This window comes from Haloactinopolyspora alba (assembly GCF_003014555.1).
In the GTDB taxonomy this organism is placed as follows: Bacteria; Actinomycetota; Actinomycetes; order Jiangellales; family Jiangellaceae; genus Haloactinopolyspora; species Haloactinopolyspora alba.
Genome location: NZ_PYGE01000002.1, coordinates 421,784 through 446,589, shown reverse-complemented (window position 1 = coordinate 446,589; position 24,806 = coordinate 421,784). Strand labels below are relative to the sequence as shown.

Here is a 24,806-nt window from a genome sequence, read left to right as displayed (position 1 = left end):
TGGGGTGGGGTTGGGTGGGTCTCGGGTGGGTCGGGTCAGGAGGAGCTGAACGCGGCGTCGAAGGCCGCCTCCGGGGGCTCGAAGAAGTGCGAGCGGACGTACTGCACGGCCTCAGCCGCTCCGCGCAGCCGGTCCATGCCCGCGTCCTCCCACTCCACCGAGATCGGGCCCTCGTAGCCGATGGCGCCGAGCACGCGGAAACACTGCTCCCACGGCACGTCGCCGTGCCCGGTGGACACGAAGTCCCACCCACGGCGCGGATCGGCCCAGGCCAGGTGCGACCCGAGCCGGCCGGCCCGGCCGTTGGGCACCTGCAGCTTCGTGTCCTTGCAGTCGACGTGGTAGATCCGGTCCTGGAAGTCCCACAGGAACCCGGCCGGGTCGATGCCCTGCCACACCATGTGGCTGGGGTCCCAGTTCAGGCCGAACGTCGGACGGTGGCCGATGGCCTCCAGCGTGCGCACCGTCGTCCAGTAGTCGTAGGCGATCTCCGACGGGTGCACCTCGTGCGCGAACCGCACGCCCACCTCGTCGAACACGTCCAGGATCGGGTTCCAGCGGTCGACGAAGTCCTGGTAGCCGGCGTCGATCAGGTCCTGCGAGACCGGCGGGAACATCGCGACGTACTTCCAGATGGCCGAGCCGGTGAACCCGACCACCGTCGAGACACCGAGCCGCGCCGCCGCGCGCGCGGTCACCTTCATCTCCTCGGCGGCGCGCTGCCGGACACCCTCGGGGTCGCCGTCACCCCAGATCGCGTCCGGCAGGATCGCCCGGTGCCGCGCGTCGATGGGATCGTCGCAGACCGCCTGCCCCTTCAGGTGGTTGGAGATCGCCCACACCTTCAACCCGTACTTCTCCAGCACGTCGTGCCGGGAGCGCACGTAGGCGTCGTCCTCGGCGGCGCGCCAGACGTCCAGGTGATCACCCCAGCAGGCGATCTCCAGCCCGTCGTACCCCCACTCCGAGGCGAGCCGGGCGACCTCCTCGAACGGCAGGTCGGCCCACTGCCCCGTGAACAACGTGATCGGTCGGCTCATGCGATGTACTCCTTCCGTCACCAGGACTTCCGACGCATCACTAGGGCTGTAAGCCTGGTGACGCATGGAATTCCATGCTGAACGTGATCATTTCTTGGGTCGCGGTGGTCAGGTGGTCGTGGCGGGGACGGACACGCCGGCGAGCTCGAGCATCAGATCCCGCACGTCCGTCGCCGCCAGCCGGTCCCGTGCCGTCGACGGGTCGCTGCACAGCAGCACCGGCCCGTCGACGGGGTCGTCGGGCAGCCGGCCGTGGGTGCCTTTCACCCACCGTCCGTCCGTCGGCACGACGTTCATCGTGTACCGCAGTCCGGCCTTCTTCCGCGCCAGCGCCATGCCCGCGCGCATCTTCACCCGCGGATCGTCCGGGTCGAAGAACAGCTCGGCCGGGTCGTAGCCGGGTTTGCGGTGGATGTCGACGCCACGGGCGAAGTCCGGCGCGCGGGCGTCGTCGTGCCAGTAGTAGTAGGCGAACCACGCGCCCGGCTCGGCGACGAGCACCAGATCGCCGGCCCGTTCGTGGTCGATGCCGTAGTCGTGCTGCCCGGCCCGGTCGAGGACGAGCTCGACCCCGGGCAGCCCCTCGCACACCCGCCGGACCGCGGCCAGGTCCGCGTGCTCGGACACGTAGACGTGCGCGACCTGATGGTCGGCGACGGCGAACGCGTGCGACTTCCACGGATCGAGGTACTCCATGCCGGCCTGGGTGTAGACCTCGAGCAGGCCCTCCTCGCGCAGCGCCCGGTTGATGTGCACCGGCCTGTTCGCCGGCTGGATGCCGTACTCGCTCATCGCCAGCACCGTCGCGCCCTGCTCGCGCGCGTCGGCCAGCAACGGCGCGAGCACCCGGTCGACGTCCTGGACGGCAGCGATCGCCTCCGGACTGTCGGGGCCGTAACGCTGCAGGTCGTAGTCGAGGTGCGGGACGTAGGTCAGCGTCATGTCGGCCTGCGGCAGCAGTTTCCGCGAGGCCGCCACGATCCACTCACTCGACTTCAGCGACGCCGTCGGCCCCCAGTAGTTGAACAGCGGGAACGGGCCGAGCGCGTTGGTGAGGGCGTCGTGCAGCTCCGGCGGCCGGGTGTAGCAGTCCGGCGACTTGCGCCCGTCGGCGTGGTAGATCGGCCGCGGGGTCACCGTCCAGTCGGTGCTGGCACCCATGGCGTACCACCAGCACACGTTCGCCACCCGGTAGCCGGGCTCGGCCCTGCGCGCGGTCTCCCAGACCTTCTCGCCCTGGACCAGCTTGTTGTGCTGGCGCCACAGGTACACCTCGCCCAGGTCGCGGAAGTACCAGCCGTTGCCGACGATGCCGTGCTCGCGCGGCATCGAGCCGGTCAGGAACGTCGACTGGACCGGGCAGGTCACCGCCGGCAGCACGGTGTCCAGCCGCGCCTGCCAGCCCTGCGCGGCCACGGCCCGCAACGACGGGGCGTGTTCCAGCAGCCGCGGCGTCAAGCCCACGACGTCGAGTACGAGCAGTTTGTTCACGCTGTCTCCTCCGGGTCTTTCCTGGTCGGCGTTCACGCTCAGCCGGTGAGCGTCAGTCCGTTCTCCGTCAGCCGGTCCGCCACCCACCGCAGTTCGGCGGCGAGACCGTCGGCGAGGCCGTCCGGTCCCTCCGGCCGGCGGTTCTCCGGTAGCACCGACCAGGTGTAGGTCTCGACCTCCAGGTGATCGGTCACGGCGTGTGAACCGCCGAACAACGCACCGAGGGTCTCGTTCAGGTGGTCCTGGGTGGCCGTCAACGGCGGTTCGGGGCGCTCGTGCACCGGGACGTGGAAGTGCACCCGCCACGGCTGCCGGCCCGGCAGCGCACCGTGCCCGGCCAGGGCCTCCGGCAGGTCGTCGCGCCCGTCGATCTCGTCGCCGGGCCGATCACCCGACGGTTCGCGCACCTGGTGCAGGAACCTGTCCTCGGCGTAGGCGGCCAGCGCGGACCGGGCGGCCGGCTGTGCCGGGTCGTCGACGTGCAACGCCGCCGACGCCTGTGCCTTCACCACCGGCAGGCCCGCGCCGGCGAGCCCGCCCAGCACGGTGCCGGGCTGTTCGAACTGGACCGCCAGGTGGCAGGCGTCCACGCAGACGCCGATGTGCTTGGTGTCCACTCCGGCCATCCGCTCGACGGCGTCGGCGCCGGTCTCGACGACGCACCCCGGCTCCGGCTCGAGCCCGACGCGGATGGTGCGGCCGGTCTCGGTCTCGATCTTCGCCAGCTCGTCGGCGAGCCGGTCGAGGTGCTCACGCGACTGCCGCTGCCGGTCGGCGTCCCAGGGGCTGCGCCAGCCCAGCGGGACGCTGGAGATGCTGCCGCGGGCGGCGTCGTCGGGCAGCAGCCGCGACAGGATCCACGCGCAGTTGAGCGTGTAGTCCAGCCTGCGCGGCTCGACCCAGTCAGGATGGTAGACCGCCTTCTTCACCTCCGGGTCGTGGAACCCCTGGTAGGGGAACGCGTTCAACGTGACGACCTCGAGCCCGTTGTCGTCCAGCACCCGTCGCAGCCGCGTCAGGTCCGAGTGCGCGACCAGCCGCGCAGCCACCGGAGCCGGCAACCACAGCCCGAGTCCGAGCCGGTCGACGCCGAGGCGCGCGCGGATCCGCCCGCCGTAGGTCCCGACCTGATCGATCAGCGCCTCGACGTCCTCGGTGGGATGCACGTTCGTGCAGTACGCGAGGTGGACGACGGTGCCGTCGCCGTGCCGGAGGCGCATCCGTCACTCCTCCTGCCCGGACGGACGCTGCCCGCGCAGCACCGAGTTGCCCTCGAACGTCGCGGACGGACCGGTTTCGATGCCGGCGCCTTCGTCGTCGAGCAGCAGCCGGCCACTCTGCCCGTAGAAGGCCACCGGGTTCTGCCACAGCACGCGGTCGACGTCGTCGTCGGTGAAACCGTGCCCGAGCATGGCCCGCCCGGTGGCGATCGTCTTCAGCGGGTCGCTGTGTCCCCAGTCCGCCGCCGAGTTGACGATCATCCGGTCCAGGCCCCGATCGGCCAGAATGCGCACCATCCGGTGCTCGTCCATCTTGGTGTCCGGGTAGATCGAGAAACCCATCCAGCAGCCGGAGTCGGCGACCATGCCCACCGTCGTCTCGTTCAGGTGGTCGACGAGCACCCGCTCGGGGGGCAGCCCGCTGGCGGCGACCAGCTCGAGCGTGCGGCGGGTGCCGGCCGCCTTGTCGCGGTGCGGCGTGTGCACCAGGACCGGCAGGTCGTGCTCGCCGGCCAGGTCGAGCTGGCGGACGAAGACCTTCTCCTCGTCGTCGGTCATCGAGTCGAAGCCGACCTCGCCGACGGCGACGACACCGTCCTTGGCGAGGTAGCGCGGGAGCACGTCCAGCACCTCGACGCAGCGGGGGTCGTTCGCCTCCTTCGGGTTCAGCGCGATGGTGCAGTGGTGCCGGATGCCGTACTGGGCGGCACGGAAGCGCTCCCAGCCGAGCAGCCCGTCGAAGTAGTCGCAGAACGAGCCGACGCTGGTCCGCGGCTGACCGAGCCAGAACGCCGGCTCGGTCAGCGCCCGCACCCCGGCGGCGTACATCCGGGCGTAGTCGTCGGTGGTACGCGAGGTCATGTGGATGTGGGGGTCGAAGACGCGCATCAGTCCTCCTCGCTTTGCGCCGGTGCGGTGCTCGCGGCAGCGGGCGCCGGTAAGCGCCCCGCGACCGCGTCCGGATCGTGGTTGAGGATCCGCCAGGCGTCCGACGGCACCGAACGCCCGGCGGCGACGCGCTCGTTGCCGTAGTCGGCCACCATCCGCGCCAGCTCCGCGTCGGATCGCCGGTCCAGGTCGGCCACGGCATCCAGCGGGACGCCGACGAACAGGCACTTCAGCACGCCCTGCCGCCAGGACGGGTCGTCCAGGTGCGCGGCGGCGTAGCGGCCCATGGCCGCGGCGATCAGCCTCAGGTCGTTGGTGCGCAGCGCGTCGGCCACCGCGGACAGCCCGGCGTCGGTGATTCCGGGCACCGCCTCCAGTTCCGGCAGCGCACGCAGCACCGCGCGCTTCTCGTCGGTGTCGCCGTAGCGGTACAGCTGCGAGACCTCGTCGACCAGCCGGTGCGGCTCGGTGTGCCAGGCCTCGGCAGCCGCCACCAGCAGCGCCGTGCGGGCCTCGTCCTCCAGCCGCGGCGTGCGCAGCCCGTCCGGGTCGTCCGCGTCGCTGGGCCCGCGTGCGACCCGGCGCCCGACGGCCGGGAACAGGGTCGAGATCGCGCCCGGGTTCGCGGTCACCTCGTCCACCAGCGTACTCAGGGCGGCACGCGCCTGACCGTCCAGGTGCGGCGTCACCCGCTCGAGTGTCGCGCTCATGTCTGTGCCTCCTCTCCCCCGTTGAACTCACTGCCACCCCCGTGTCGCGTTGATCGATGGTGGGGGGTCGAACCGTCCAGGGCGGTGTCCAGGGCCGCGCGCAGGGCTCGCATCGATCGTTCCGCGACGACCGGGGCCGCATGCCCGTGCCGCGGCAGCTCCACCGCCGCGAGGCCGGTGTAGCCGACGTCCAGCAGCGCCCCGAGAGCCGCGGGCAGGTCGATCTCGCCCGCGCCGAACTCCAGGTGCTCGTGCACATCGGGCACCATGTCGTCGAGCTGCACGTTGCCCAGCAGCTCACCCGCCTGGTGCGCGCACTCGGCGACCGTGCCCTTCTCGTTGCACACGCAGTGCCCGATGTCCAGGGTCACCCGGAAGTGCTCCGGTGAGCCGAGGCGCCGGCGCAGCTCCAGGACACCGCCGACCGTGTCGACGAACATGCCCGGCTCGGGCTCGAACGCGCACACCACGCCGCGGCTGTCCGCCTCGTCGAGCACGGCGCCGACGCCGTCGACCACCCGGCGCCAGCCCTCGGCGTCGTCGACCCCGGCCGGCAGGGTGCCCGACCAGAACGACACCGCCTCCGCGCCGAGGTCGGCCGCGATGCGCACCGCCCGCCGCAGGTAGTCGACCCGGCGTTCGCGCCCGGTGTCGGAGACGAGTGTCGGCTCGTGCTTGTACCACGGGTCCATGACGTACCGCGCGCCGGTCTCGACGACGACGTCGAGTCCCAGCTCGTCGAGCCGCCGGTGCACGGCGGCGGTCCGCGCGCCCAGGTCGGTGCCGAACGGGTCGAGGTGCGGCTGGTCGACGGTCAGCGCCACGCCCTCGTAGCCGAGCTCCGCGATCACCGCGAGCGCGTCGTCCAGGCGGTGACTGCCGAACCCGTTGGTGCCGTATCCGAAGCGCAGCGTCATGTCGGCGACACCACCTTCGACGCGAGCTTGGCCAGCGGCCCCGCCGCCAGCACGCCCGCCGCGAGCGCGATCGCGCCGGTACGCGCGGTGAGCGCGGACTGCAGCGGGATCATGCCGCGGATGCCCGCGCCGGTCGCGGTGCGCACTGTCGGCGCGTCCGGCCGCCGGACGGCCGCCGCCTGCGCCCTGCCCACCGATGCCGCGTAGACGGCTGCCGCCCCCGCCGCCGCAGCGAGACGCGTTGCCTGCGCTCGGTCCGCGGTCTGGCCGGGACGCGACGCAAGACCACGGCGGGGGTGGGGGATGGCGTCCGCGGTGTGGCCGGGCGTAAAAGAGGCGCGAGGAACGAGCGCCGACCGGGCGAGGACGCCATCCCCCACCCCCGCCGAACGCCACGAGAGCCCCCGGGGCCACGCCGAAGCGACAGCAGCCGCCACCGTCGTCCCCACCGCGACCCGCGCGACTGCCGGCGACGTTCCGTGCACCTCGCCGCGGCTGAGTGTGGTGACGCCGGCGGTGTGCACGGCCATCGCGGTGACGGGCAACGCCGCCGGCCGCAACCGCCCGTCCGCGCCGAGCAGCACGTCCAGCCCGCGGGCGGCCGCCATGAACGCCGGCCCCGCGGCTGTCGGCTTGGCCAGGAGGTCGTAGCCCCACACCGTCGCCGCCAGCGGCGCGGCCACCCGCAACGCCCGCGTCCCGCCGCCGAACGCCGCGAGCCCGAGGCCCGCGCCGGTCAGCCCGCCGGCGACCGCGAGCGCCTGCCCGGGGCGGACCCGCCCGGACGGGATGGGGCGTTCCGGCCGTTCGGCGCGGTCCAGCTCGCGGTCGGCGTAGTCGTTCAGCGCCATGCCGGACCAGTACAGGCACGCCGAAGCCACCGGCATCGCCCAGGTCCGGCGGCCGTGCGGGTAACCCGCGGCGCTCGCGCCGGCGAGCACGTCGCCCGGCACGGTCAGCGCAGCGGGCAGGCGCACCAGCTCGGCCAGGTCGTGCAGCCTCATCGGGTGTCCCGCGCGCACCACTCGACCAGGCGGTCCCACTGTCCGCTGAGATCGTGGCCGCCGGCACCGGCCGGGTCCTTGAAGAAGAACCCGAGCTCCGGGACCGGACCGTACTCACCGCGCTCGTGTGCGCGCGCCACCAGCCGGACCAGGTCCAGCACCAGCGGCGCGGCCAGCGCGGAGTCGCATCCGGACCAGGTGAACTGCATGGACATCCGGGTGCCGAGGAAGCCCTCGAACGAGATCATGTCCCAGGCCGTCTTCCAGTCACCCAGGTCGGGGACGTAGTCGATGTGCAGTGGCCCGTCGACGCGGTGGCCCAGGATCTCCTCGAGGCCGTGCGCCTTGGTGGCGGTCTTGCTGGCCGCGTTCACCGGGTCGGCGAGCGTCTGCCCGTCGCCGCCGCCCAGCAGGTTCACCGACGACCACGAGCGCACCTTCAGCGCCCGCATCGCGAACATCGGTGCGAGAACGGTCTTGACCAGGGTCTCCCCGGTCTTGGCGTCCGATCCTGCCCAGGGCAGCCGCTGTCGTTCGGCGAGCTCGGCCAGGGCGGGCGGCCGCGGTCCCGGGCTCGGGGTGAACGCGACGTACGGGCAGCCCGCGCGGAACGCCGCGTACGCGTAGGCCGAGCTGCCGGGCAGCGGCGCCCCGCCGTCGTCGAGCGCGGCCTCGAGCCGGTCCAGGTCGTTCAGCGCGGGATCGTCGGCCACCGGCGGTTCGGTGCTGGACACGTCGACGACGATGACGCGGTCCAGCTCGTGCTCGTCGCGGAAGGCGCGCAGGTCGGCCTCGATGCGGCCGGTGGCCGCGCGCTGGGACACGCTCCCCGGGGGCACGCCGGGCGCCACCCGCGCGTCGACGGCGGCGAGTTCCTCGGCCACGGCGGCGACCACGGCCGGGGGCAGCACGCCACCGGCACGCAGCTCCTCGGCGCGTTTGGCCAGGCTGCCTTCGGCGACCTCGTGACCGCCGAAGACGAGCCGGTCGATGCCGGTCAGCCGCGCCGCGGACACCTCCGGCAGCTCGGAGACCATGCCGGTGTGCTCGGCCAGTCCGGCGTGCACGGCCAGCGCGCCCACCACCGTCGTCGTGGCCACGGATCCACGGGCGCCGACGAACCACACACCGGTGCGTCCGTCGGACCGGTTCGTTTCGTTGCTCATGCCTGGCTCCTTTCATCGAACCCACGCGCAGCGGGCAGGAACCAGGTGTGTGTGCCCCGGTGCCGGAACGGGGCGCCGAAACCCGGCACCGGGGCCGAGGGCCGGTCGAGACCGGCCCCCCGCCGACCATGAGAGCCCGGCCGGTGGTACCCGGGCAGGGCCGAGGTGCCCGGGCACCGGATTCCGATCCGGCGCGACGCGCCGAGCGGTTGCTGGACTCTCATGGTGACGTCTCCTCCTCAGGTGACGGTTTCTGCGTTACTCGAGACGATTGGGCGTCATCTCGACGCCGCCGACCTTCGGTGCCGGGTCGCCGGCGAGCCGGCCGGTGCCGTCGAGGGACTGTCCGCCGTTGGCGGTCACCCCCGCGCCGGCATCCGACGGGGTCGCGCCGAGCCGCCCGATCATCGCGTCGGCGTCGCGGATCAGCACGTCGCGGACCACGTCGTCCGCCACCTTGTCGTTCGCGATGTCCTTGACCTTCTCGAGCCGTTCGACGGCGCGCGTCTCCCGGCCCATGACCGCCTGCCTGGCGGCCGTGCCCAGCGTGTTCTCCAACCGCTTGGTGCTCGGCCGGTCCAGCCGCTGCTCCGACTCGAACCTGCTCACCAGCGACCGCATGTCGGCGAACGAGGTGGAGACGAAGAACGTGAACCGTTCGGTCGTGCGGTTGCCCGCTCGGTCGCGCGCCTCGACCTCGAGGTCGTGCAGGCCCAGCGGGATCTCGTGCAGGACCAGCGCACCCGGTTCGACGGGGTCGCCGTCCAGGCGCGCGACGGTCTCGCCGGCGCCCGACCCGGTGTCGCTGGAATCCCAGGCCAGCTCCAGGTCCTGGCTGTCGCCGTAGAGCACACCGTGCTCCACCCCGGACACGTCGAGCTCCGGAGCGGTGGCGTCGACGGCGATCTCGGTGCCCACCGGCTCCGAGGTGTTGCCGGCCGCGTCGGTCGCGCGGACGTCGACGACGTGCTCGCCGTCGGCCTCGACGACCACCGGCTCGGTGTAAGGCGCCCAGTCGCCGCCGTCGACGCGGTACTCGACGTCGACGGGGCCGTCCCCGTCGTCAGCGGCCTCGGCCGTGACGGTGACCGGCCCGGTCCACCATCCGTTGCTGCCGGACGGCTCGGACGGGTCGAGCGTGACGTCGACCGTGGGCGGCGTCTCGTCGACCTCGAGTTCCTTGACGTGGAAGTAGTCGAACCGGGCGGTCTTCGACGCGCCCTGCGCGCCTCCGAGCGCGAACAGGCCGGCCTTCGCGTCCGCGGCCACCGCGGAGTTGGTGACCGGTTCCGGCATGTCCGTCCAGGTCTCGCCGTCGGCGCTGTACGACCCCGTGTAGGTGTTGCCGGAGCGGGTGAGCCGCAGGTGCCAGATGGCCTGGTCGAGCTCGGTGACGCTCGGCTGCGGGGTCTGGACGGCGTCGCCGACCTCGCTGCGCAGCTCCAGGCGTGGCGACACCGGGTCGCCGGCGGCGTTGTCGACGACGTAGTCGAACTTGACGTAGTTGCCGTCGTCGCCGTACACGATCAGCCCGCCCTGCTGGTACTGCTCGTCGAACGCCGAACCGTCGACCTTCGTCTCGATCGTCCACTCGTCGCCCTCGGGCGCCGGCTGCAGGACGAAGTTCGACGGGCCGGAGTTGCCGTCCTCGTAGATGTCACCGTCGCTGGTGTCGATCTCCAGGGCGCCGTCGGCGACGCGGTAACCGGACTCGTCCGGCCGGAGCACGCTCCACCGGCAGCCGTCCAGCGCGGTGCCGTCGAACTCGTCGTTCGGCTCGGCGGCCGGCGCGGTGTCGTCGGGCGTGATCTGGAAGTGGTCGAACCGCGCCTCACCGGCCGGCTGGTCCGTTCCGGCCAGTGCGATCAGGCCGATCTTCGGGTCGGTGATGCCGTCCAGGCTCTTCGTCTGCGGCATCTCGGTGAACGTCTCACCGTCGGCGCTGTAAGCCGCCCGCAGGTTCGAGCCGTCGCTGGTGTAGCGCACCCAGACGGTGTCCGGGTAGTCCGCGCCCAGCTGGGCGGTGTTGCTGTCGCCGACCTCGTTCGGCTCGCCGTTCTCCTCGCGGATGAACTGGAAGATCCGCGCCGCCGGGTTGCTCGCGCCGGTGTCGCGGCCCTGCAGCACCATCTTGGCGTAGTTGTCGTCGTCGCCGTAGATGACCAGCCCGGCCTGCTGGTACGCCCGGTAGGCCTGCATGGTCAGCTTCGCCGTGGCCGTGAACTCGCCGTCCGGCAGGTCCTGCAGGACGATGTTCGGCGTGTCCGTGTTGTTGGTGCCGTAGATGTCGGTGCTCGTTGCCGGCAGCACCAGATGACCGTCCTGCACGGCCAGGTCCTGGTTCTCGCGGACCACCGTCGTCCAGCGGTCGCGGTCCAGAGTGTCGCCGTCGAAGGCGTCCGAGCGCCCCTTCAGGCACACCGGCGGTTCGCCGCCGTCCTGCACGTCCACCGTGACGCTCTCCGTCACCTCCGCGCCGCGCGCGTCGGTCACCGTCACCTCGGCGTCGTAGGTGCCCGCCTCGGTGTAGGTGTGCTGGGCGGTGGCGCCGGTCGCGGTGCCGCCGTCCCCGAACTGCCACGCGTACGTCAGCGGCGTGTCGCCCTCGGGATCGCTCGCCTCGGCGGCGAAGCCGACGTCCAGCGGCGCCGTGCCGCTGGCCGGGTCGGCGCTGACGGTGACGTCCGGGCGCTGGTTCTCGGTGACGCCCTTGCCGCCGAAGTCGACCCAGTTGACGTTGAGCTGCCCGGTCGTCTTCACGAAGTACAGCGGTCCGCTCGACGTCGCCGTGTCGCCGCTGACCGACGCGGTGAACTCGTCGTACACCTGCCAGTCGCCGGTGGGCTCGGTCTGGATGGTCGCCACCGTCGGGCCGTCCGGCGCACCGGTACGCACCTCCACGGTCGCGCCGATGTTGGGGGTCGCGGCCCGCAGCGTGATGTCGTCGATGGCGGTGAGGTTCATCGGGTCCCACGACCACCAGTCGCCGTCCTCGATGAACCCGACGTTCTGACCGCCGCCGGCGGTGTCGCCGGTCTCCTCGGTCTGAACACCGGGGTCGCCGCCCGCGTCGGACCCCGCCAGCCGTCCCGTCTCGTCGAAGTGCTCGGCCTGACGGCGCTTGGGCTGCAGGACCAGCACCTCCCGGCTGGTGAGCGGGCTGACACCGGGAGCACCGTCGTCGGTGTAGGTCACCGTGACGGTGCCGAAGATGTTCGCGCCGGTGTGGCCCTCGTCGCCGGGCAGTTCGAAGGTGCCCGTGCAGCCGAAGTTCTCCTCGTACTCGTGCGAGTGGTCGTTGTGCCCGAGCCCCGGCTGGGTGACGATCCGGTCGCACACGCCCTCGCCGTCCTCGGCGTCGGTGACACTGACCTCGTAGGCGATGGTGTCGCCGAACTCGAAGAACCCGCCGTCGGCGGGCGCGGTAACGGTGATCTCGGGTGCGGTGTTACCGGCCGTCACCTCGACGTTCGCGATGTCCTGCTGCCCGTCGGCGTCGGTGACCGTCAGCGCCACCGTGTAGTCGCCGGGTTCGGTGTAGGTGTGGCTGACGGTCGGTTCGGTGGAGTCGACGGTCCCGTCGCCGTCGAAGTCCCACTCGTACGTCAGCGTCGTGGCCTCCGGGTCGATCGACCCCGAGGCGTCGAAGTTCACCTCGAGCGGGGTCGGCCCGGACAACGGACCGGCATCGATGCGTGCGATCGGTGCCCGCTCACCCTGGACGTGGTCGATGCGGTAGACGCCGGAGTCGGCGTTGTCACCACCGAAGCCGCTGCCCCACTCGATCAGGTACAGCGCGCCGTCCGGGCCCCACTCCATCGCGTGCGGACGCAGGAACTGCATGTCCGGGAACAGCGCGTTGATGTCGGTGACCGCGCTGCCGGCGCCGTCGAGCTGGAAGCTGTACAGGTTGCCCTGGTTCCACTCGGCGAAGACGGCCTTGCCGTCCCAGTAGGCCGGCCACTGCCGGTCGGACTCGACGGACGGGTCGTAGCGGTAGACGCCGCCGGCCATCGGCGCGCCGCCCCCGCCGATCTCGGGGAACTGCGGGTTGGGCGAATAGCCGTACCAGACCTCCGCCTCGACCGCGGGCGGGAGCTGGGTGATGCCGGTGTTGTTCGGTGAGTCGTTCACCGGGCCGCCGGCGCAGTCGAACGCCTCGCCGGACTCGCCGGTCGCGAAGTCGTAGTCGATGTACGGCGTGTTGTCGCCGACGCAGTACGGCCAGCCGTAGAAGCCGGGCTCGTCCACGATGTTCCACTCCACCCGGCCGTCCGGGCCGCGATCGGGGTTCGCGCTGTTGGCGTCCGGGCCGTAGTCGCCGACCATCAGCTTGTCCGTCGCCGGATCGATGCCGATACGGAACGGGTTGCGGAAGCCCATCGCGTAGATCTCCGGACGGGTCTTGTCCTGCGTGTCCTCGGACTCCGGGAACAGGTTGCCCTCGGGGATCGTGTACGAGCCGTCGTCCTCCGGGTGGATCCGCAGCACCTTGCCGCTCAGGCTGTTCGAGTTCGCCGACGTGCGCTGCGCGTCCCACAGCTCGCGCCCCGGCTGCTCGTCGATGGGCGCGTACCCTTGCGACGAGAACGGGTTCGTGTTGTCCCCGGTGGCGAGGTACAGGTCACCGTTGCCGTCGAACTCCAGGGCGCCACCGGCGTGGCAGCACTCGTCCCGGTTCGTCGGGAACTCCAGAACCACCTGCTCGCTCGCCGGGTCCAGCGTCTCGCCGTTCAGCGTGAACCGGGACACCCGGTCGACGGCCTGGTCACCGGCCGGCGCGTAGGTCAGGTAAATCCAGTTGTTCGTGGCGAAGTCCGGGTCGAGCGCGATACCCGTCAGCCCGAACTCCTGACCGGTGTAGACGTCCACCGCGCCGACCGTCGTCGCGGACCCGTCGGGACGGATCAGTCGCACCTCGCCGTTGCGCTCGATGTAGAACACCCGGCCGTCGCCGGCGACCGCCAGCTCCATCGGGTTGCTCGTGGTGTCGTCCAGCGTGACCTTCTCGAAGCTGCCCGGCTGGCTCGCCGCACAGTTCGCCGGCGTCACCCCCGCCGCGGTCTCGATGCCACCCAGGATGTGCTCGAGGAACTCCGGCTCGCTGAACGAGTCGACGGTGTGCCCCATGCCGGTGTACCAGGAGCGGCCGCCGTCGAAGTTCTGGCACCAGCTGATCGGGTGGTCGCTGCCCATGGCGCCGCCACCCGCGTCGTACGACGACTCGTCCAGCGACGCGAGCACGTGCACGTCGCCGCGGGGGTTGGCCTGGTAGTTGTACCACTCGTCGAAGCGGTCCCAGGCGGGGTCGAGGTGCTGGGTCGACGGGTGCGCCGGATCCTCGACCTTCACCGTCGCGTCCTGCTGCGCCGGGTGGCCGGCGAAGTACGCGCCGACCAGGTCGCCGTACCACGCCCAGTCGTACTCGGTGTCGGACGCGGAGTGGATGCCCGCGTAGCCACCTCCGTCGGCGATGTAGCGTTCGAAGGCCGCCTGCTGGTCGGCGTTGAGCACGTCACCGGTCGTGGACAGCCACACCACGACGTCGTACTGCGCCAGGTTGTCGTCGGTGAACGCCGCGGAGTCCTCGGTCGCGTCGACCTGGAAGTCGTGCTCTGCTCCCAGCTGTTCGATGGCGGCGACCCCGTCCGGGATGGACCCGTGCCGGAACCCCTCCGTCTTCGAGAACACCAGGACCGAGTAGCCGCCGTGGCCCGGATGGGCGGTGGCGGTGGGCGCGAGAGCGGCGATACCCACAGGTACCGCGACTCCGGCAGCCAGGCTGCCGGCCACGAGTCGCCTCGCCGTCCGGCGAGCGCGTTGCGAGAGTTGTCTCACCACAGTCTCCTCACGACTGTCGGGTACGTACACGTGCGCCCCGCACCGGGGTGAACCCCCCGGGGTCTGCTCTCGGCCCTGTCGATGGTCATCGGATGTCGTCGGTGTTCCGGAGTGGCGCCCCACGTCCGGCTCGGGGTCAGGTGGGCACCTCCGTCCATACGCTCTTGCCGGCGGCGCTGGCCTCCACCGCGGCCAGCACCCGCTGCACCGCGAGACCGTCGGCGAACGACGGCCACGGGTCGGCGCCGTCGGCGATGGCCGTCACCAGGTCGACCGCCTGGTGCGTGAACGAGTGCTCGTAACCGAGCAGGTGGCCCGGCGGCCACCAGGCCGCGAGGTACGGATGGTCGGACTCGGTGACCAGCACCCGCCGGAACCCGCCTCGGGCCGGGTCCTCGGTGTGGTCGTGGACGTGCAGCACGTTCATGTCCTCGAAATCGAACGCGAGGCTGCCGGCGGACCCGTTGATCTCGATCCGGATCGAGTTCTTCCGGCCGGAGGCGAACCTGGTCGCCTCGAACGTCGCCATCGCGCCGCCGGTGAACCGCGCCAGGAACGTCGCTGCGTCGTCGACGGTGACCTGTCCGCGACCGGCCGAGGCACTCGTCGCCGCTGAGGCCGGCGACAGTTTGTCCGAAGGTGCGTCGGCCGCGCCGGACAGACTGTTCGGCGTGGACACGGAGTCCCCCTCGGCCACCGGACGCTCGGTCACGAACGTGTCGAGCATGGCGCTGACACCGGTGATGCGCTCGCCGGTGATGAACTGCGTGAGGTCGACGATGTGCGCACCGATGTCGCCGAGCGCGCCCGAACCGGCACGCTCCTTCTGCAACCGCCAGTTCAGCGGGACGTCCGGGTCGCTCGCCCAGTCCTGCAGGTACTGGGCGCGCACGTGCCGGATCTCGCCGACCGTCCCGTCCGCGACGAGCCGCCGCGCCAGCGCGATGGCCGGGACCCGGCGGTAGGTGAAGCCCACCATGCTCCGCACGCCGGACTCGGCGGCTCGGTCGGCCGCCCGCGTCATCGCCTCGGCCTCCGCGACGGTGTTCGCCAGCGGCTTCTCGCACAGCACGTGCTTGCCGGCCTCGAGCGCCGCGATAGCGATCTCGGCGTGCGTGTCGCCGGGCGTGCACACGTCGACCAGGTCGACGTCCGTGCGGTGCACCAGGCTCTGCCAGTCGGGTACGACGCTCTCCCAGCCGAACCGGGAGGCCACGTCACGCGCGGCCTGCTCGTTACGGCCGGCGAGCACTCGCAACCGCGGCACGAGCGCCACGTCGAAGAAGCTCGACGCGTCGCGCCAGGCATGGGAGTGCGCGACTCCCATGAACGAGTAGCCCACCATGCCGATCCCCAGCGCCGGCTTGCCATCTAGGGTCATGTCGATGCCTTCCGTTCGCCATCGCCGACGGTCCCGGGCGCGGCGGCCGCTGCGGAGACGGCCGCGGCCGTCCGGACAGCCGCGCCCGGGCCGACGTGGTTGATCAGGACTCGAAGCCCAGGTGCATGTACTGGTCGACGTTCTCCGCGGTCACCAGCGGAGCGTCCAGGACGATCCGCCGCGGCACGTCCTCCTGCACCAGGTCCGACATCCCCTTGTCCTGCGCCAGCAGCCGGGCGAGCCGGATGCCGTCCGCAGCCTGTGTCGGCGGGTAGAGGACCGTCGCCTCCATCTCGCCGTTCTTGATCCAGCGCATCGCGTTCGCCGAGCCGGCGCCGCCGATGAAGAAGAACTCGTCCCGCCCGGCGTTGTCGAAGGCCTGCTTGACGCCGACGCCCTGGTCGTCGTCGTGGTTCCAGATGATGTCGATCTGCGGCGCGGCCTGCAGCAGGTTCGACGCCGCGGCCTCGCCGGACTCGACCGTGAACTCGGCCGCGACCCGGTTGTCCACGGTCTGCCCGCACTTGTCCAGGGCGTCGTTGAAGCCCTGGGTGCGGTCCTGGGTCAGCGGCAGCGAGTCGATGCCGGCGATCTCGGCGATCACCGGGTCCTGGATGTCGTTCTCCTCGATCAGCTGGCACGCGTAGGTGCCGGCGGTCACGCCCATGCCGTAGTTGTCACCGAGGATCGTGGTGCGCGACGCGTCCGGGCTGGAGAACTCCCGGTCCACGTTGACCACCGGGATGCCCGCATCCATCGCCCGCGTCGCCACCTCGGTGAGCTGCGCGCCGTCACTGGGTAGCACGACGATCGCGTCGACCTCCTGGTTGATGAAGGTCTCGATCTGGCTGATCTGCAGGTTCGCGTCGTTGGTGCCCTCGGCGACCTGGAGTGTGACGTCCTCGAAACTCTCCGCCTCGGCGACCGCGGAGTCGGTGACCGCGGCCAGCCAGCCGTGGTCGGCCTCGGGGCCGGAGAAGCCGATGGTGACTTCTTCGCCGGGCTCGTTGTTGCCGCCGGCCGGTTCGGCGTTACCGCCCTCACCGCCGTCTCCGCCGGCGTTGGCCTCTTCTTCGGGTTCGTTGCTGGTGCAGCCGACCACGAGCGCGCCGGCGGCGAACACGGCTGCCGCGGACGCCAGCAATCGGCGGTGCGGCCGATTCGTCGGTGTGAACATGAGATCTCCTCGTGGTGGTCGATGTGGTGACCGAATCTGGGACGCCGCCCATGCGCGACGGACCGCGTCGTCTGGCGAGCTAGCTGGTGTCGCTACGTGCGGCGACCCGCTGCTGCAACAGGACGGCGATGACGATGATCGCGCCCTTCGCGACCGCCTGGGTGGACGTGTCGAGGTTGTTGAGGGTGAACACGTTGGTCAGCGTGCTGAAGATCAGCACGCCGAAGATCGTGCCGACGATCGTGCCTCGCCCGCCGCCCAGTAGGGTCCCCCCGATGACGACCATGGCGATGGCGTCGAGCTCGTACAGCAGACCGTGCTGCGCGCTCCCGGTGGAGGTCCGGGCGGTGAGCATCACCGCGGCGATGCCGCACGCGACGCCGACGAGGACGTACAGCAACACCGTGTGCCGATTGACCGCGATGCCGGCGAGCCGGGCCGCGGTCGCGTTGCCGCCGACGGCGATGGTGCGCCGGCCGAAGGTCGTCCGGTTCAGCAGTACCCAGGCGACGGCGCAGACCACGGCAAAGATCCACACCAGCACCGGCAGTCCCAGGAAATCGCCGCTGAAGAAGTCGCCGAACCCTTGCACGTCGACAAGTTGGGTCCGCTTGTCGGAGATCATCTCCGCGAGGCCACGGGCGGCGGCCATCATCGCCAGCGTCGCGATGAACGGCGCCATCTTCCCGTAGGCGATCAGCACTCCGTTGACGAGGCCGCAGCCGGCGCCGACCGCGATGGCCGTGAACACCATGACGATCCAGTGGAAGTCCTGGGCCATCGTCTGGGTCGCCACGGTCGTCGACCAGATCGACGCCAGCGCGACGATCGCCCCTACCGACAGGTCGAAGCCGCCGCCGGTGACGACGAACGTCATCCCGATGGCCACCACACCGATGACCGAGGCGTACCGGAGGATCGTCATGGCGTTGTCGACGTCCACGAAGAGCTGGCCCGTGGTGGCCGCGCCGACGACGCACAACACCAGCAACGCGACGACGAGCCCGACGTTCCGGCCCGCCGAGCTGCTCATGAACCGCCCGAACGCGGAGCCACGCGGTGCCCCCTCGACGGACTCGACGCGCCGGTGCTCGTCCGCCGGCGACGTGGTCGCCTGCGGAACCGGCGTCTGTTCGCTCATGCCGCGCTCCCTTCCATCACCAGGTCGAGCACCTGGTGCTCGTCGATGTCGTCGGCCTGTCCTTCGTGCACCACGTGTCCTTCGCTGAGCACCAGCACCCGGTCGGCCAGGCCGAGGACCTCGGGGATCTCGCTGCTGACGAGCACGACGGCCACACCTTCGTCGGCCAGTCGGCGCACCAGCGCGTACAGCTCACTGCGGGCGCCGACGTCGACGCCACGGGTGGGCTCGTCCAGCAGCAGCACGCGACACTCGCGCAGCAGCCAGCGCGCGAGCACGATCTTCTGCTGGTTGCCGCCGGACAGGGTGCCCGCCGTGCGCTCGACGTCCGCGGGCCGAACGTCCAGCGCGCGGACGTGCTGCTCGGCCTGCGCACGTTCGTCGCCGCGGCGCAGGAACCCGCCGCGGGCGAACCGTCCGAGCGTCGCCAGGCTGACGTTGCGGTAGATCGCCTCGTCGAGCAGCAGGCCCTGGGTCTTGCGCTCCTCCGGGCACAGGCCGACGCCGGCGTTGACCGCGGCCGCGACCGAGCCCGGGCGGATCCGCCGGCCGTCGACGGTGACGCTGCCGGACCCGGCCTTGCGAGCGCCGTAGATGGTCTCGAGGATCTCCGAGCGCCCGGAGCCCACGAGCCCGGCCAGCCCGACGATCTCGCCGCGGCGCACGCGCAGGTCGACGTCTGTGAAGTCGCCGGGCGAGCTGAGCCCCGCGACGTCCAGCACCACTGGCGCGTCCTCGGCTGTCATGCCGCGTTCGGGGAAGGCGTACTCCACGTCGCGGCCGGTCATCTCGCGGATGAGCTCGCTCGTCGGTGTGTCCGGAGCGCTGAGCCCGGTGGCGACCGTGCGGCCGTCCTTCAGGACCGTCACCCGGTCGCCGATCTCGCGGATCTCCTCCAGCCGGTGCGAGATGTAGATCACGGCAATATCGTCGGCGGTCAGGTCACGGATGACGCTGAACAGCCGGCCGACCTCCTCCTGGTCGAGCACGGCCGACGGTTCGTCCATCACGATCAGCTGGACGTCGTGCGACAGCGCCCGGGCCATGCTGACGATCTGCTGCCCGGCCGCGGGCAGCTTGCCGACCTCTTGCTGCGGGGAGATCTCCGGGTGGCCGAGCCGTTCGAGCAGCCGCCCGGCCGCGCGCTCGGTGTCGCCGTGGCGGGAGAACCCCGCGGCGGCGAGCTCGTGGCCGAGGTAGATGTTCTCGGCGACGCTGAGGCCGTCGACCAGGTCGAGCTCCTGGTAGATGGTCGCGATGCCCTGGTTCATCGCCGCCATCGGCGTGTTCAGCCGGACCCTCTCGCCCTGCCAGGTGATGGTGCCGCTGTCGGGCTGGTGCGCGCCGGAAAGCACCTTGATCAGCGTGGACTTGCCGGCGCCGTTCTGCCCCAGCAGACAGTGCACCTCGCCCTTGCGGACGTCGAGGTCGACGCCGTCCAGGGCGCGCACACCCGGGAACGTCTTCACGATGTCGCTCATCTGCAGGATCGTCTCGGCTGTCACGCCATACCTCCGGGAACTTCGGCGACGACGGCGGTCGGCGTCGCGACCGACGCCGGGTCGGTCAGCACCGCTTCGAGCGCGACGTGCGCACCCCCACGGCAGGCGGCGCGGAAGCCCAGCGACGACAGCACGATCCGGCAGCCGCCGCGGCCGGGCAGGACGACGCGCTTGTCCAGCTCGGTCTCCATCGCGTGCAGGAAGAAGTCACCCAGCACCGCGAAGTACCCGCCGAGCGCGATGACTCTCGGGTTGAGCAGGTCGACCAGGATGGCCGCCCCGAGCCCGAGCGCGGTGCCGATGGCCTCGAGCCCGCGGAGCGTGCGCCCGTCGCCCAGCTCGGCCCGGCGGCGGATCTCCGCCAGCCGGATGTCGAGGTCCACCGACGGGTCGGTGATGGTGGTGTCGTCCGGGTCGGCGACCTCGCGCAGCAGCGCGGCCAGGCCGACGGCGGTCTCCCAGCAGCCGAACCGTCCGCAGCCGCAGGGCTGGGACGGATTGCCGATGGGCATGTGCCCGATCTCGCCGCCGAAGCCCTGCGTGCCGCGCAACAGCTGGCCGTCGGCGATGACACCGCCGCCCACGCCGGTCTCGCCGGTCAGGTGCACGAGATCCGCGACACCGGCCGACGAGCCCATGACGTACTCGGCGAGGGCGCTGAGGTTGGCGTCGTTGTCCACCCGGATCGGGCACGCGACGCGGGCGGTCCCGTCGTCGCCGTCCGCCGCGGCGAGGCGGGCGGTCAGCTCGTCGGCGACCTGCACCTGCTGCCAGCCGATGTTGGGCGCGTGCCGGAGCACGCCGGGCGTGGTCTCGACCATGCCGGGCAGCGCGACGGTCACGCCGGCGACGTCACGTCCGCCGTCCCGCAGCTCCGCCACGGCGGACCGAATGGCGCGAGCGAGCTCGTCGAGCGTGCGCTGAGCTCCGAGACCGGGCACGTCGACGGGCGTCCGGCGGTAGAGGACCTCCTCGCCGCGCAGGTCGAGCACGAGCACCGCGATGTAGTCGACGTTGGCCTCGACACCGAGGCCGCAGACGCGGCCGTCGACCTCGACGGTCTGGCCCGGTCGCCCGACGCCGCCGCCGCGCTCGACCTCGCCGTCGCGGACCAGCCCGAGGTCGCTGAGCTCGGACACCAGGCTGGACACGGTGGCCTTGTTCAGGCCGGTGTCAGTGGCGATGCGCGCCCGCGAGCGCGGCCCGGACTCGCGCAGGTTGCCCAGGACCACGGCGAGGTTGTGCCTGCGCAGCGAGACGTGGTCGACGGGGACGGCACCGCGGTCGGGGAGCTGGCCGTCGCTCATTCGGGTGCCTCCCCTCTCGACTCGCCGGGACCGTGGTGACGCTGCCGTGAGCCAGGTCACGCTTGTTCGTCGGATGAACAAACAAACTAGGAACGGGCGGCATCAACGGTCAAGAGGGTTATCGGTAGTTTCTTCACCTCGCGGGAAACCGCGATACATCCGGATGGAACACGACATCCACCATCAGACGGCTCCAGGCACCGCACTGCGGACCAGAGGTGATGGTCTGACCTGCACTGATCTGTGTCGGAATCGATCACTGCGCCGCCGAGCGCGACCGGGAACGCTCGCGGGATCGATCGGGACGGCGGCGCGCGTAACGTGATTGTTATAACGGCGAGATGCGACAAGTCCCCGAAACGGCCGCATCACTTCCGCACACGGTTGGACAAAGTATGCGGCCGACCCCCGTGATAATCGGCGGTTCGCCGTCACCTGGGCGGGAACCTGCCGATGATCACGGGAGAACCGGGAGTCGCCCGTCAGCCGGCCGGCTCGAGGACCACGCGGTCCCGACCGGTCAGCGGCGGCAGCCCGTCACCGCCCGGGTCGGTGTAGGTCGCGTCGAAGACCCCGTGCAGGTCGTCGACCTCCGGGTCGTGCCCGCTGGGCTCGGTCGTCTCGATGGTTCCCGTGCAGCCGTTGGCGGTGGTCTGCGGGTGGCCGTGGTCGTTGTGACCGAGGATGTAGGTCACCGTCACCGCCTCGCAGTCGAACGGCTGGTCGTCGGTCACCTGGACCTCGTACTCGACCGTGTCGCCGAACGAGAAGGAGTCCCCGTCCGTCGGCGTGACGAACTCGACCACCGGCCGGTCGTTCCCGACGACCACCTCGACCTCGGCCGAGGCGGACTTGCGCCGGTCGCGGCCGCCGATGTCGGTGACCTTCAGGGTGGCGCGGTACAGCCCGTTCTCGCCGTAGGTGTGCGTCGGGTTCTGCTCGCGGGAGTCGACCGTGCCGTCGGCGTCGAAGTCCCACTCGTAGATCAGCCGGTCACCTTCGGCGTCCGTCGTCCCCTCACTGGAGAACTGCACAGTCAGCGGTGCCTGGCCCGCGGACGGGTCGGCCGCGGCCACCGGCTGCGGGGTGTGGTTGCCGCCGGGTCCGATGTAGTCGACCCGCGCCAGCTGCGCCCCCGGATTCTCGGCGAAGTACCCGGCTCCGTACTCCAGGATGTACAGCGCGCCGTTCGGACCGAACTCCATGTCCATCGGGTGGTTCGTGACGATCGAGGGGATCACGTCCTCGATGCTGGCGACGTCGCCGTCGTCGTCGAGATGGAACGCCTTCACGTAGTCGCGGGTCCACTCGTAGAACAAGGGGACGCCGTCGTAGTACTCCGGCCACGCCACCGGCGCCCGGCCGCGGGTGTCGCGCACGTCGAAGTCGTACGCCGGGCCGGCCATCGGGCCGATCCCGCCCGAGCCCAGCTCGGGGAACTCCGACGACTCGTCGTAGGAGTACCACACCTCCGCCGGTGTCACCGGCGGCAGTTCGGTGAGCCCGGTGTTGTGCGGCGACTCGTTCACCGGCGACGAGCAGTCGAACGGCTCACCCGACGTCTCGGTGGCGAAGTCGTAGTCGACGTACGGCAGCTCCGAGGTGATGCAGTACGGCCAGCCGTAATTCCCCGGCTCCTCCACGCTCAGCCATTTGCCGGTGCCCGCCGGCCCGCGCTCCGGGTCGGCGCTGCCGGCGTCCGGGGAGTAGTCGGCCACGTACAGGGTGTCGTCGTGCGGGTCGATCTCGATCCGGAACGGGTTACGCAGCCCCATGGCGTAGATCTCCGGGCGGGTGCCCTCGGTGCCGGGCTCGAACAGGTTGCCCTCCGGGATCGAGTACGAACCGTCCGGCTCCGGGTCGATACGCAGCACCTTGCCGCGCAGGTCGTTGGTGTTCGCGGAGCTGCGCTGCGCGTCGAACGCCGGGTTGCGGTCCGCGCGCTCGTCGATCGGTGCGTACCCGTCGGACTCGAACGGGTTGGTGTCGTCGCCGGTGGACAGGTACAGGTTCCCGTCGCTGTCGAAGACGATGTCGCCGCCCACGTGACAGCAGATGCCGCGGTCCACCGGAACGTCGAGAATCTGCTGTTCGGTCGACAGGTCCAGCTCGTCGCCGTCCAGCTCGAACCGCGACAGCCGGATCACGCCCTCGAACGGCTCGAAGTCGGCCGGTTCGCCGAACAGCGGGGCGTCGCCTTCGTTCACGTCCGGCGTCGCCGGGTCGTCCACGGGCGTGTCCATCGGCGGCGAGTAGTAGAGATAGACCCCGGTGTTGGTGGTGCCGTTGAAGCCGGGGTCGAGCGCGATGCTCTGCAGCCCCTCCTCGTCGTGCTGGTAGACGTCGAGCTCGGCGGCCAGCGTGTTCAGCCCGGTGTCCGGGTCGTGCAGCCACACCTCACCCGGGCGGGTGGTGTGCAGCACACGTCCGTCCGGCAGCACCGCGAGGTCCATCGGCTCACCGGGGGTGTCGTTCAACGTGACCTTCTGGAACTGTTCGTCCGGTGGGGGTGCCGGGCTGTCCGTGGGGCCGGCCTGCTGGGCCGTCGCGGACGGCATGGCAACGAGAGTGGACGCCACGAGCGCCCCTCCGGCCATCCCGATGAGTCTCCGCATGGGTGCCTCCGATCGCCTGGAGTTTGTATGACACACAGACAAACGGCATGTTTCAGAAGTGTCAATACATCCGGCGAAGTTTCGTCATTCTGATCACAAAGTTCGCCCACACCCCCACAAAAGCCCGCCCACCCCTGGGAATGATCACGTTCCGCATGGAATTCCATGCGGAACGTGATCATTTTCGGAGCAGGACGGGTTAGCCGGCGGCGTAGACGACGTCGCTGATCAAGGCCGCCGCGCCGACGACGCCGGCGTCGTCGCCCATCTCGCTGAGCACCACCGGCAGGTTGCCGGTCGCCAGCGGCAGCGACCGCCGATAGACGACGCCGCGGATCTCGGCGAGCAGCGGATGCCCGAGCCGGGCCACCCGGCCCCCGATGACGATCAGCCCCGGGTTGAAGAACGACACCAGGCTCGCCAGCACCCAGCCGACCCGGTGCCCGCCGTCGCGGATCAGCTGCACCGCGTACGGGTCGCCCTGAGCGACCGCGGCCGCGACGTCCGCGGCGGTCAGCTCGCCCTTCTGCTCGACCAGAGCCGCCAGCGCCGGCGAGCGCCCCGAACGCGCCGCCGCCAGCGCGTCGCGCGCCAGCGCCGCCCCGCCGAAGAACGCCTCGAGACACCCGGTGTTGCCGCACGCGCACGTCGGACCGAACTCCTCGATGCGGATGTGCCCGACGTCGCCGGCACAGCCGTCCACGCCGCGGTACAGCTGCCCGTCGACGACGATGCCGCAGCCGATACCGGTGCCGATCTTGACGAACAGGAAGTCGCGCGCCGACTTCGCCACCCCGGAGTGCTGCTCACCCAGCGCCATCGCGTTCACGTCGTTGTCCAGCAGCACCGGGCAGCCGAACTCGCGAGCCATCGCGTCGCGCACCGGATACCCGTCCCAGCCGGGCATGATCGGCGGCGACACCGGCACGCCGCCGTGGAAGTCGACCGGCCCGGGCACGCCGACGCCGACGCCGGCGGGACGTTCGATGCCCTGCTCGGCCAGCACCTTCCGGGTCAGTTCGAGCACCTCTGCCAGTACGTGCTCGGGGCCCTGACGCACGTCCAGCTCGACGTAGCGCTGGGCGAGCACCTTCAGCCGCCCGTCGGTCACGGCCACCGACGTCGCGGTCGCGCCGATGGCGACGCCCACGAACCGGACCTCGGCCGACAGGTCGACGAGGGTGGAGCGGCGCCCGCCGCGCGAAGCAGCCGGTCCGGCCGGCTCAGCCAGGCCCAGCTCCGTCAGCCGCCCGACCTCGCTGGCCATGGTGGTGCGCGACACCCCGAGCCGATCGGCCAGCTCGACGCGCGACAGCGGGCCCTCGTCGCGCAGGTACTTGAGGACCTTGGCCTGTGTCGCGGTCTCCGGTCGTCCCGCGAGCGAGTGCGTCATACATTCATCGTGC

Annotated in this window: 16 protein-coding genes; all 16 read right to left on the bottom strand. The window is 71.1% G+C overall.

Going from position 1 to position 24,806, the window contains the following annotated elements:
• Positions 1-35 precede the first annotated feature (35 nt).
• The 16 genes from CLV30_RS04575 to CLV30_RS04500 all read right to left on the bottom strand — a co-directional run bounded on the left by CLV30_RS04575 (position 36) and on the right by CLV30_RS04500 (position 24,793).
• Positions 36-1,040 carry a sugar phosphate isomerase/epimerase family protein gene (locus tag CLV30_RS04575; RefSeq protein ID WP_106535974.1) on the bottom strand — a complete coding sequence of 335 codons (1,005 nt, stop codon included), beginning with the start codon at positions 1,038-1,040 and terminating at the stop codon, positions 36-38.
• A gap of 108 nt (positions 1,041-1,148) precedes the next feature.
• A complete protein-coding gene (locus CLV30_RS04570; protein ID WP_106535973.1) occupies positions 1,149-2,531 on the bottom strand; it encodes an alkaline phosphatase family protein in 1,383 nt (460 codons plus the stop codon).
• A gap of 38 nt (positions 2,532-2,569) precedes the next feature.
• Complete coding sequence (gene eboE, locus CLV30_RS04565) at positions 2,570-3,751, bottom strand: metabolite traffic protein EboE (RefSeq protein ID WP_106535972.1); 1,182 nt, start codon at positions 3,749-3,751, stop codon at positions 2,570-2,572.
• 3 nt (positions 3,752-3,754) lie between these two features.
• Positions 3,755-4,639: a TatD family hydrolase gene (locus tag CLV30_RS04560; RefSeq protein ID WP_106535971.1), complete on the bottom strand. Its 885-nt coding sequence runs from the start codon at positions 4,637-4,639 to the stop codon at positions 3,755-3,757.
• Positions 4,639-5,349 carry an EboA domain-containing protein gene (locus tag CLV30_RS04555; RefSeq protein ID WP_170119627.1) on the bottom strand — a complete coding sequence of 237 codons (711 nt, stop codon included), beginning with the start codon at positions 5,347-5,349 and terminating at the stop codon, positions 4,639-4,641. The genes CLV30_RS04560 and CLV30_RS04555 overlap by 1 nt, the downstream gene beginning before the upstream one ends.
• Positions 5,346-6,266 carry a sugar phosphate isomerase/epimerase family protein gene (locus tag CLV30_RS04550; RefSeq protein ID WP_106535970.1) on the bottom strand — a complete coding sequence of 307 codons (921 nt, stop codon included), beginning with the start codon at positions 6,264-6,266 and terminating at the stop codon, positions 5,346-5,348. The genes CLV30_RS04555 and CLV30_RS04550 overlap by 4 nt, the downstream gene beginning before the upstream one ends.
• Positions 6,263-7,270, bottom strand: coding sequence for an SCO3242 family prenyltransferase (locus CLV30_RS04545; protein ID WP_106536084.1), 1,008 nt, complete (start codon positions 7,268-7,270; stop codon positions 6,263-6,265). Before CLV30_RS04545 ends, CLV30_RS04550 begins: the two co-directional genes overlap by 4 nt.
• Positions 7,267-8,436 carry an inositol-3-phosphate synthase gene (locus tag CLV30_RS04540; protein ID WP_106535969.1) on the bottom strand — a complete coding sequence of 390 codons (1,170 nt, stop codon included), beginning with the start codon at positions 8,434-8,436 and terminating at the stop codon, positions 7,267-7,269. Before CLV30_RS04540 ends, CLV30_RS04545 begins: the two co-directional genes overlap by 4 nt.
• 258 nt (positions 8,437-8,694) lie before the next feature.
• Positions 8,695-14,274, bottom strand: coding sequence for a ThuA domain-containing protein (locus CLV30_RS04535; RefSeq protein WP_106535968.1), 5,580 nt, complete (start codon positions 14,272-14,274; stop codon positions 8,695-8,697).
• Between the two features lie 139 nt (positions 14,275-14,413).
• Positions 14,414-15,658 carry a Gfo/Idh/MocA family protein gene (locus CLV30_RS04530; RefSeq protein WP_106535967.1) on the bottom strand — a complete coding sequence of 415 codons (1,245 nt, stop codon included), beginning with the start codon at positions 15,656-15,658 and terminating at the stop codon, positions 14,414-14,416.
• Positions 15,659-15,761: 103 nt separating this feature from the next.
• Entirely contained in the window at positions 15,762-16,835 is a 1,074-nt protein-coding gene (locus CLV30_RS04525; protein WP_106535966.1) for a substrate-binding domain-containing protein, read from the bottom strand.
• A 79-nt stretch (positions 16,836-16,914) separates the two neighbouring features.
• Positions 16,915-17,976 (bottom strand): ABC transporter permease, encoded by a 1,062-nt coding sequence (locus tag CLV30_RS04520; protein ID WP_106535965.1) that lies wholly within the window; start codon positions 17,974-17,976, stop codon positions 16,915-16,917.
• Entirely contained in the window at positions 17,973-19,457 is a 1,485-nt protein-coding gene (locus CLV30_RS04515; protein ID WP_106536083.1) for a sugar ABC transporter ATP-binding protein, read from the bottom strand. The genes CLV30_RS04520 and CLV30_RS04515 overlap by 4 nt, the downstream gene beginning before the upstream one ends.
• Before the next feature lie 20 nt (positions 19,458-19,477).
• A complete protein-coding gene (locus CLV30_RS04510) occupies positions 19,478-20,785 on the bottom strand; it encodes an ROK family transcriptional regulator (protein WP_106535964.1) in 1,308 nt (435 codons plus the stop codon).
• Between the two features lie 482 nt (positions 20,786-21,267).
• Entirely contained in the window at positions 21,268-23,400 is a 2,133-nt protein-coding gene (locus CLV30_RS04505; protein ID WP_106535963.1) for a PQQ-dependent sugar dehydrogenase, read from the bottom strand.
• A 199-nt stretch (positions 23,401-23,599) separates the two neighbouring features.
• Complete coding sequence (locus tag CLV30_RS04500; protein WP_106535962.1) at positions 23,600-24,793, bottom strand: ROK family transcriptional regulator; 1,194 nt, start codon at positions 24,791-24,793, stop codon at positions 23,600-23,602.
• Positions 24,794-24,806: the final 13 nt, after the last annotated feature.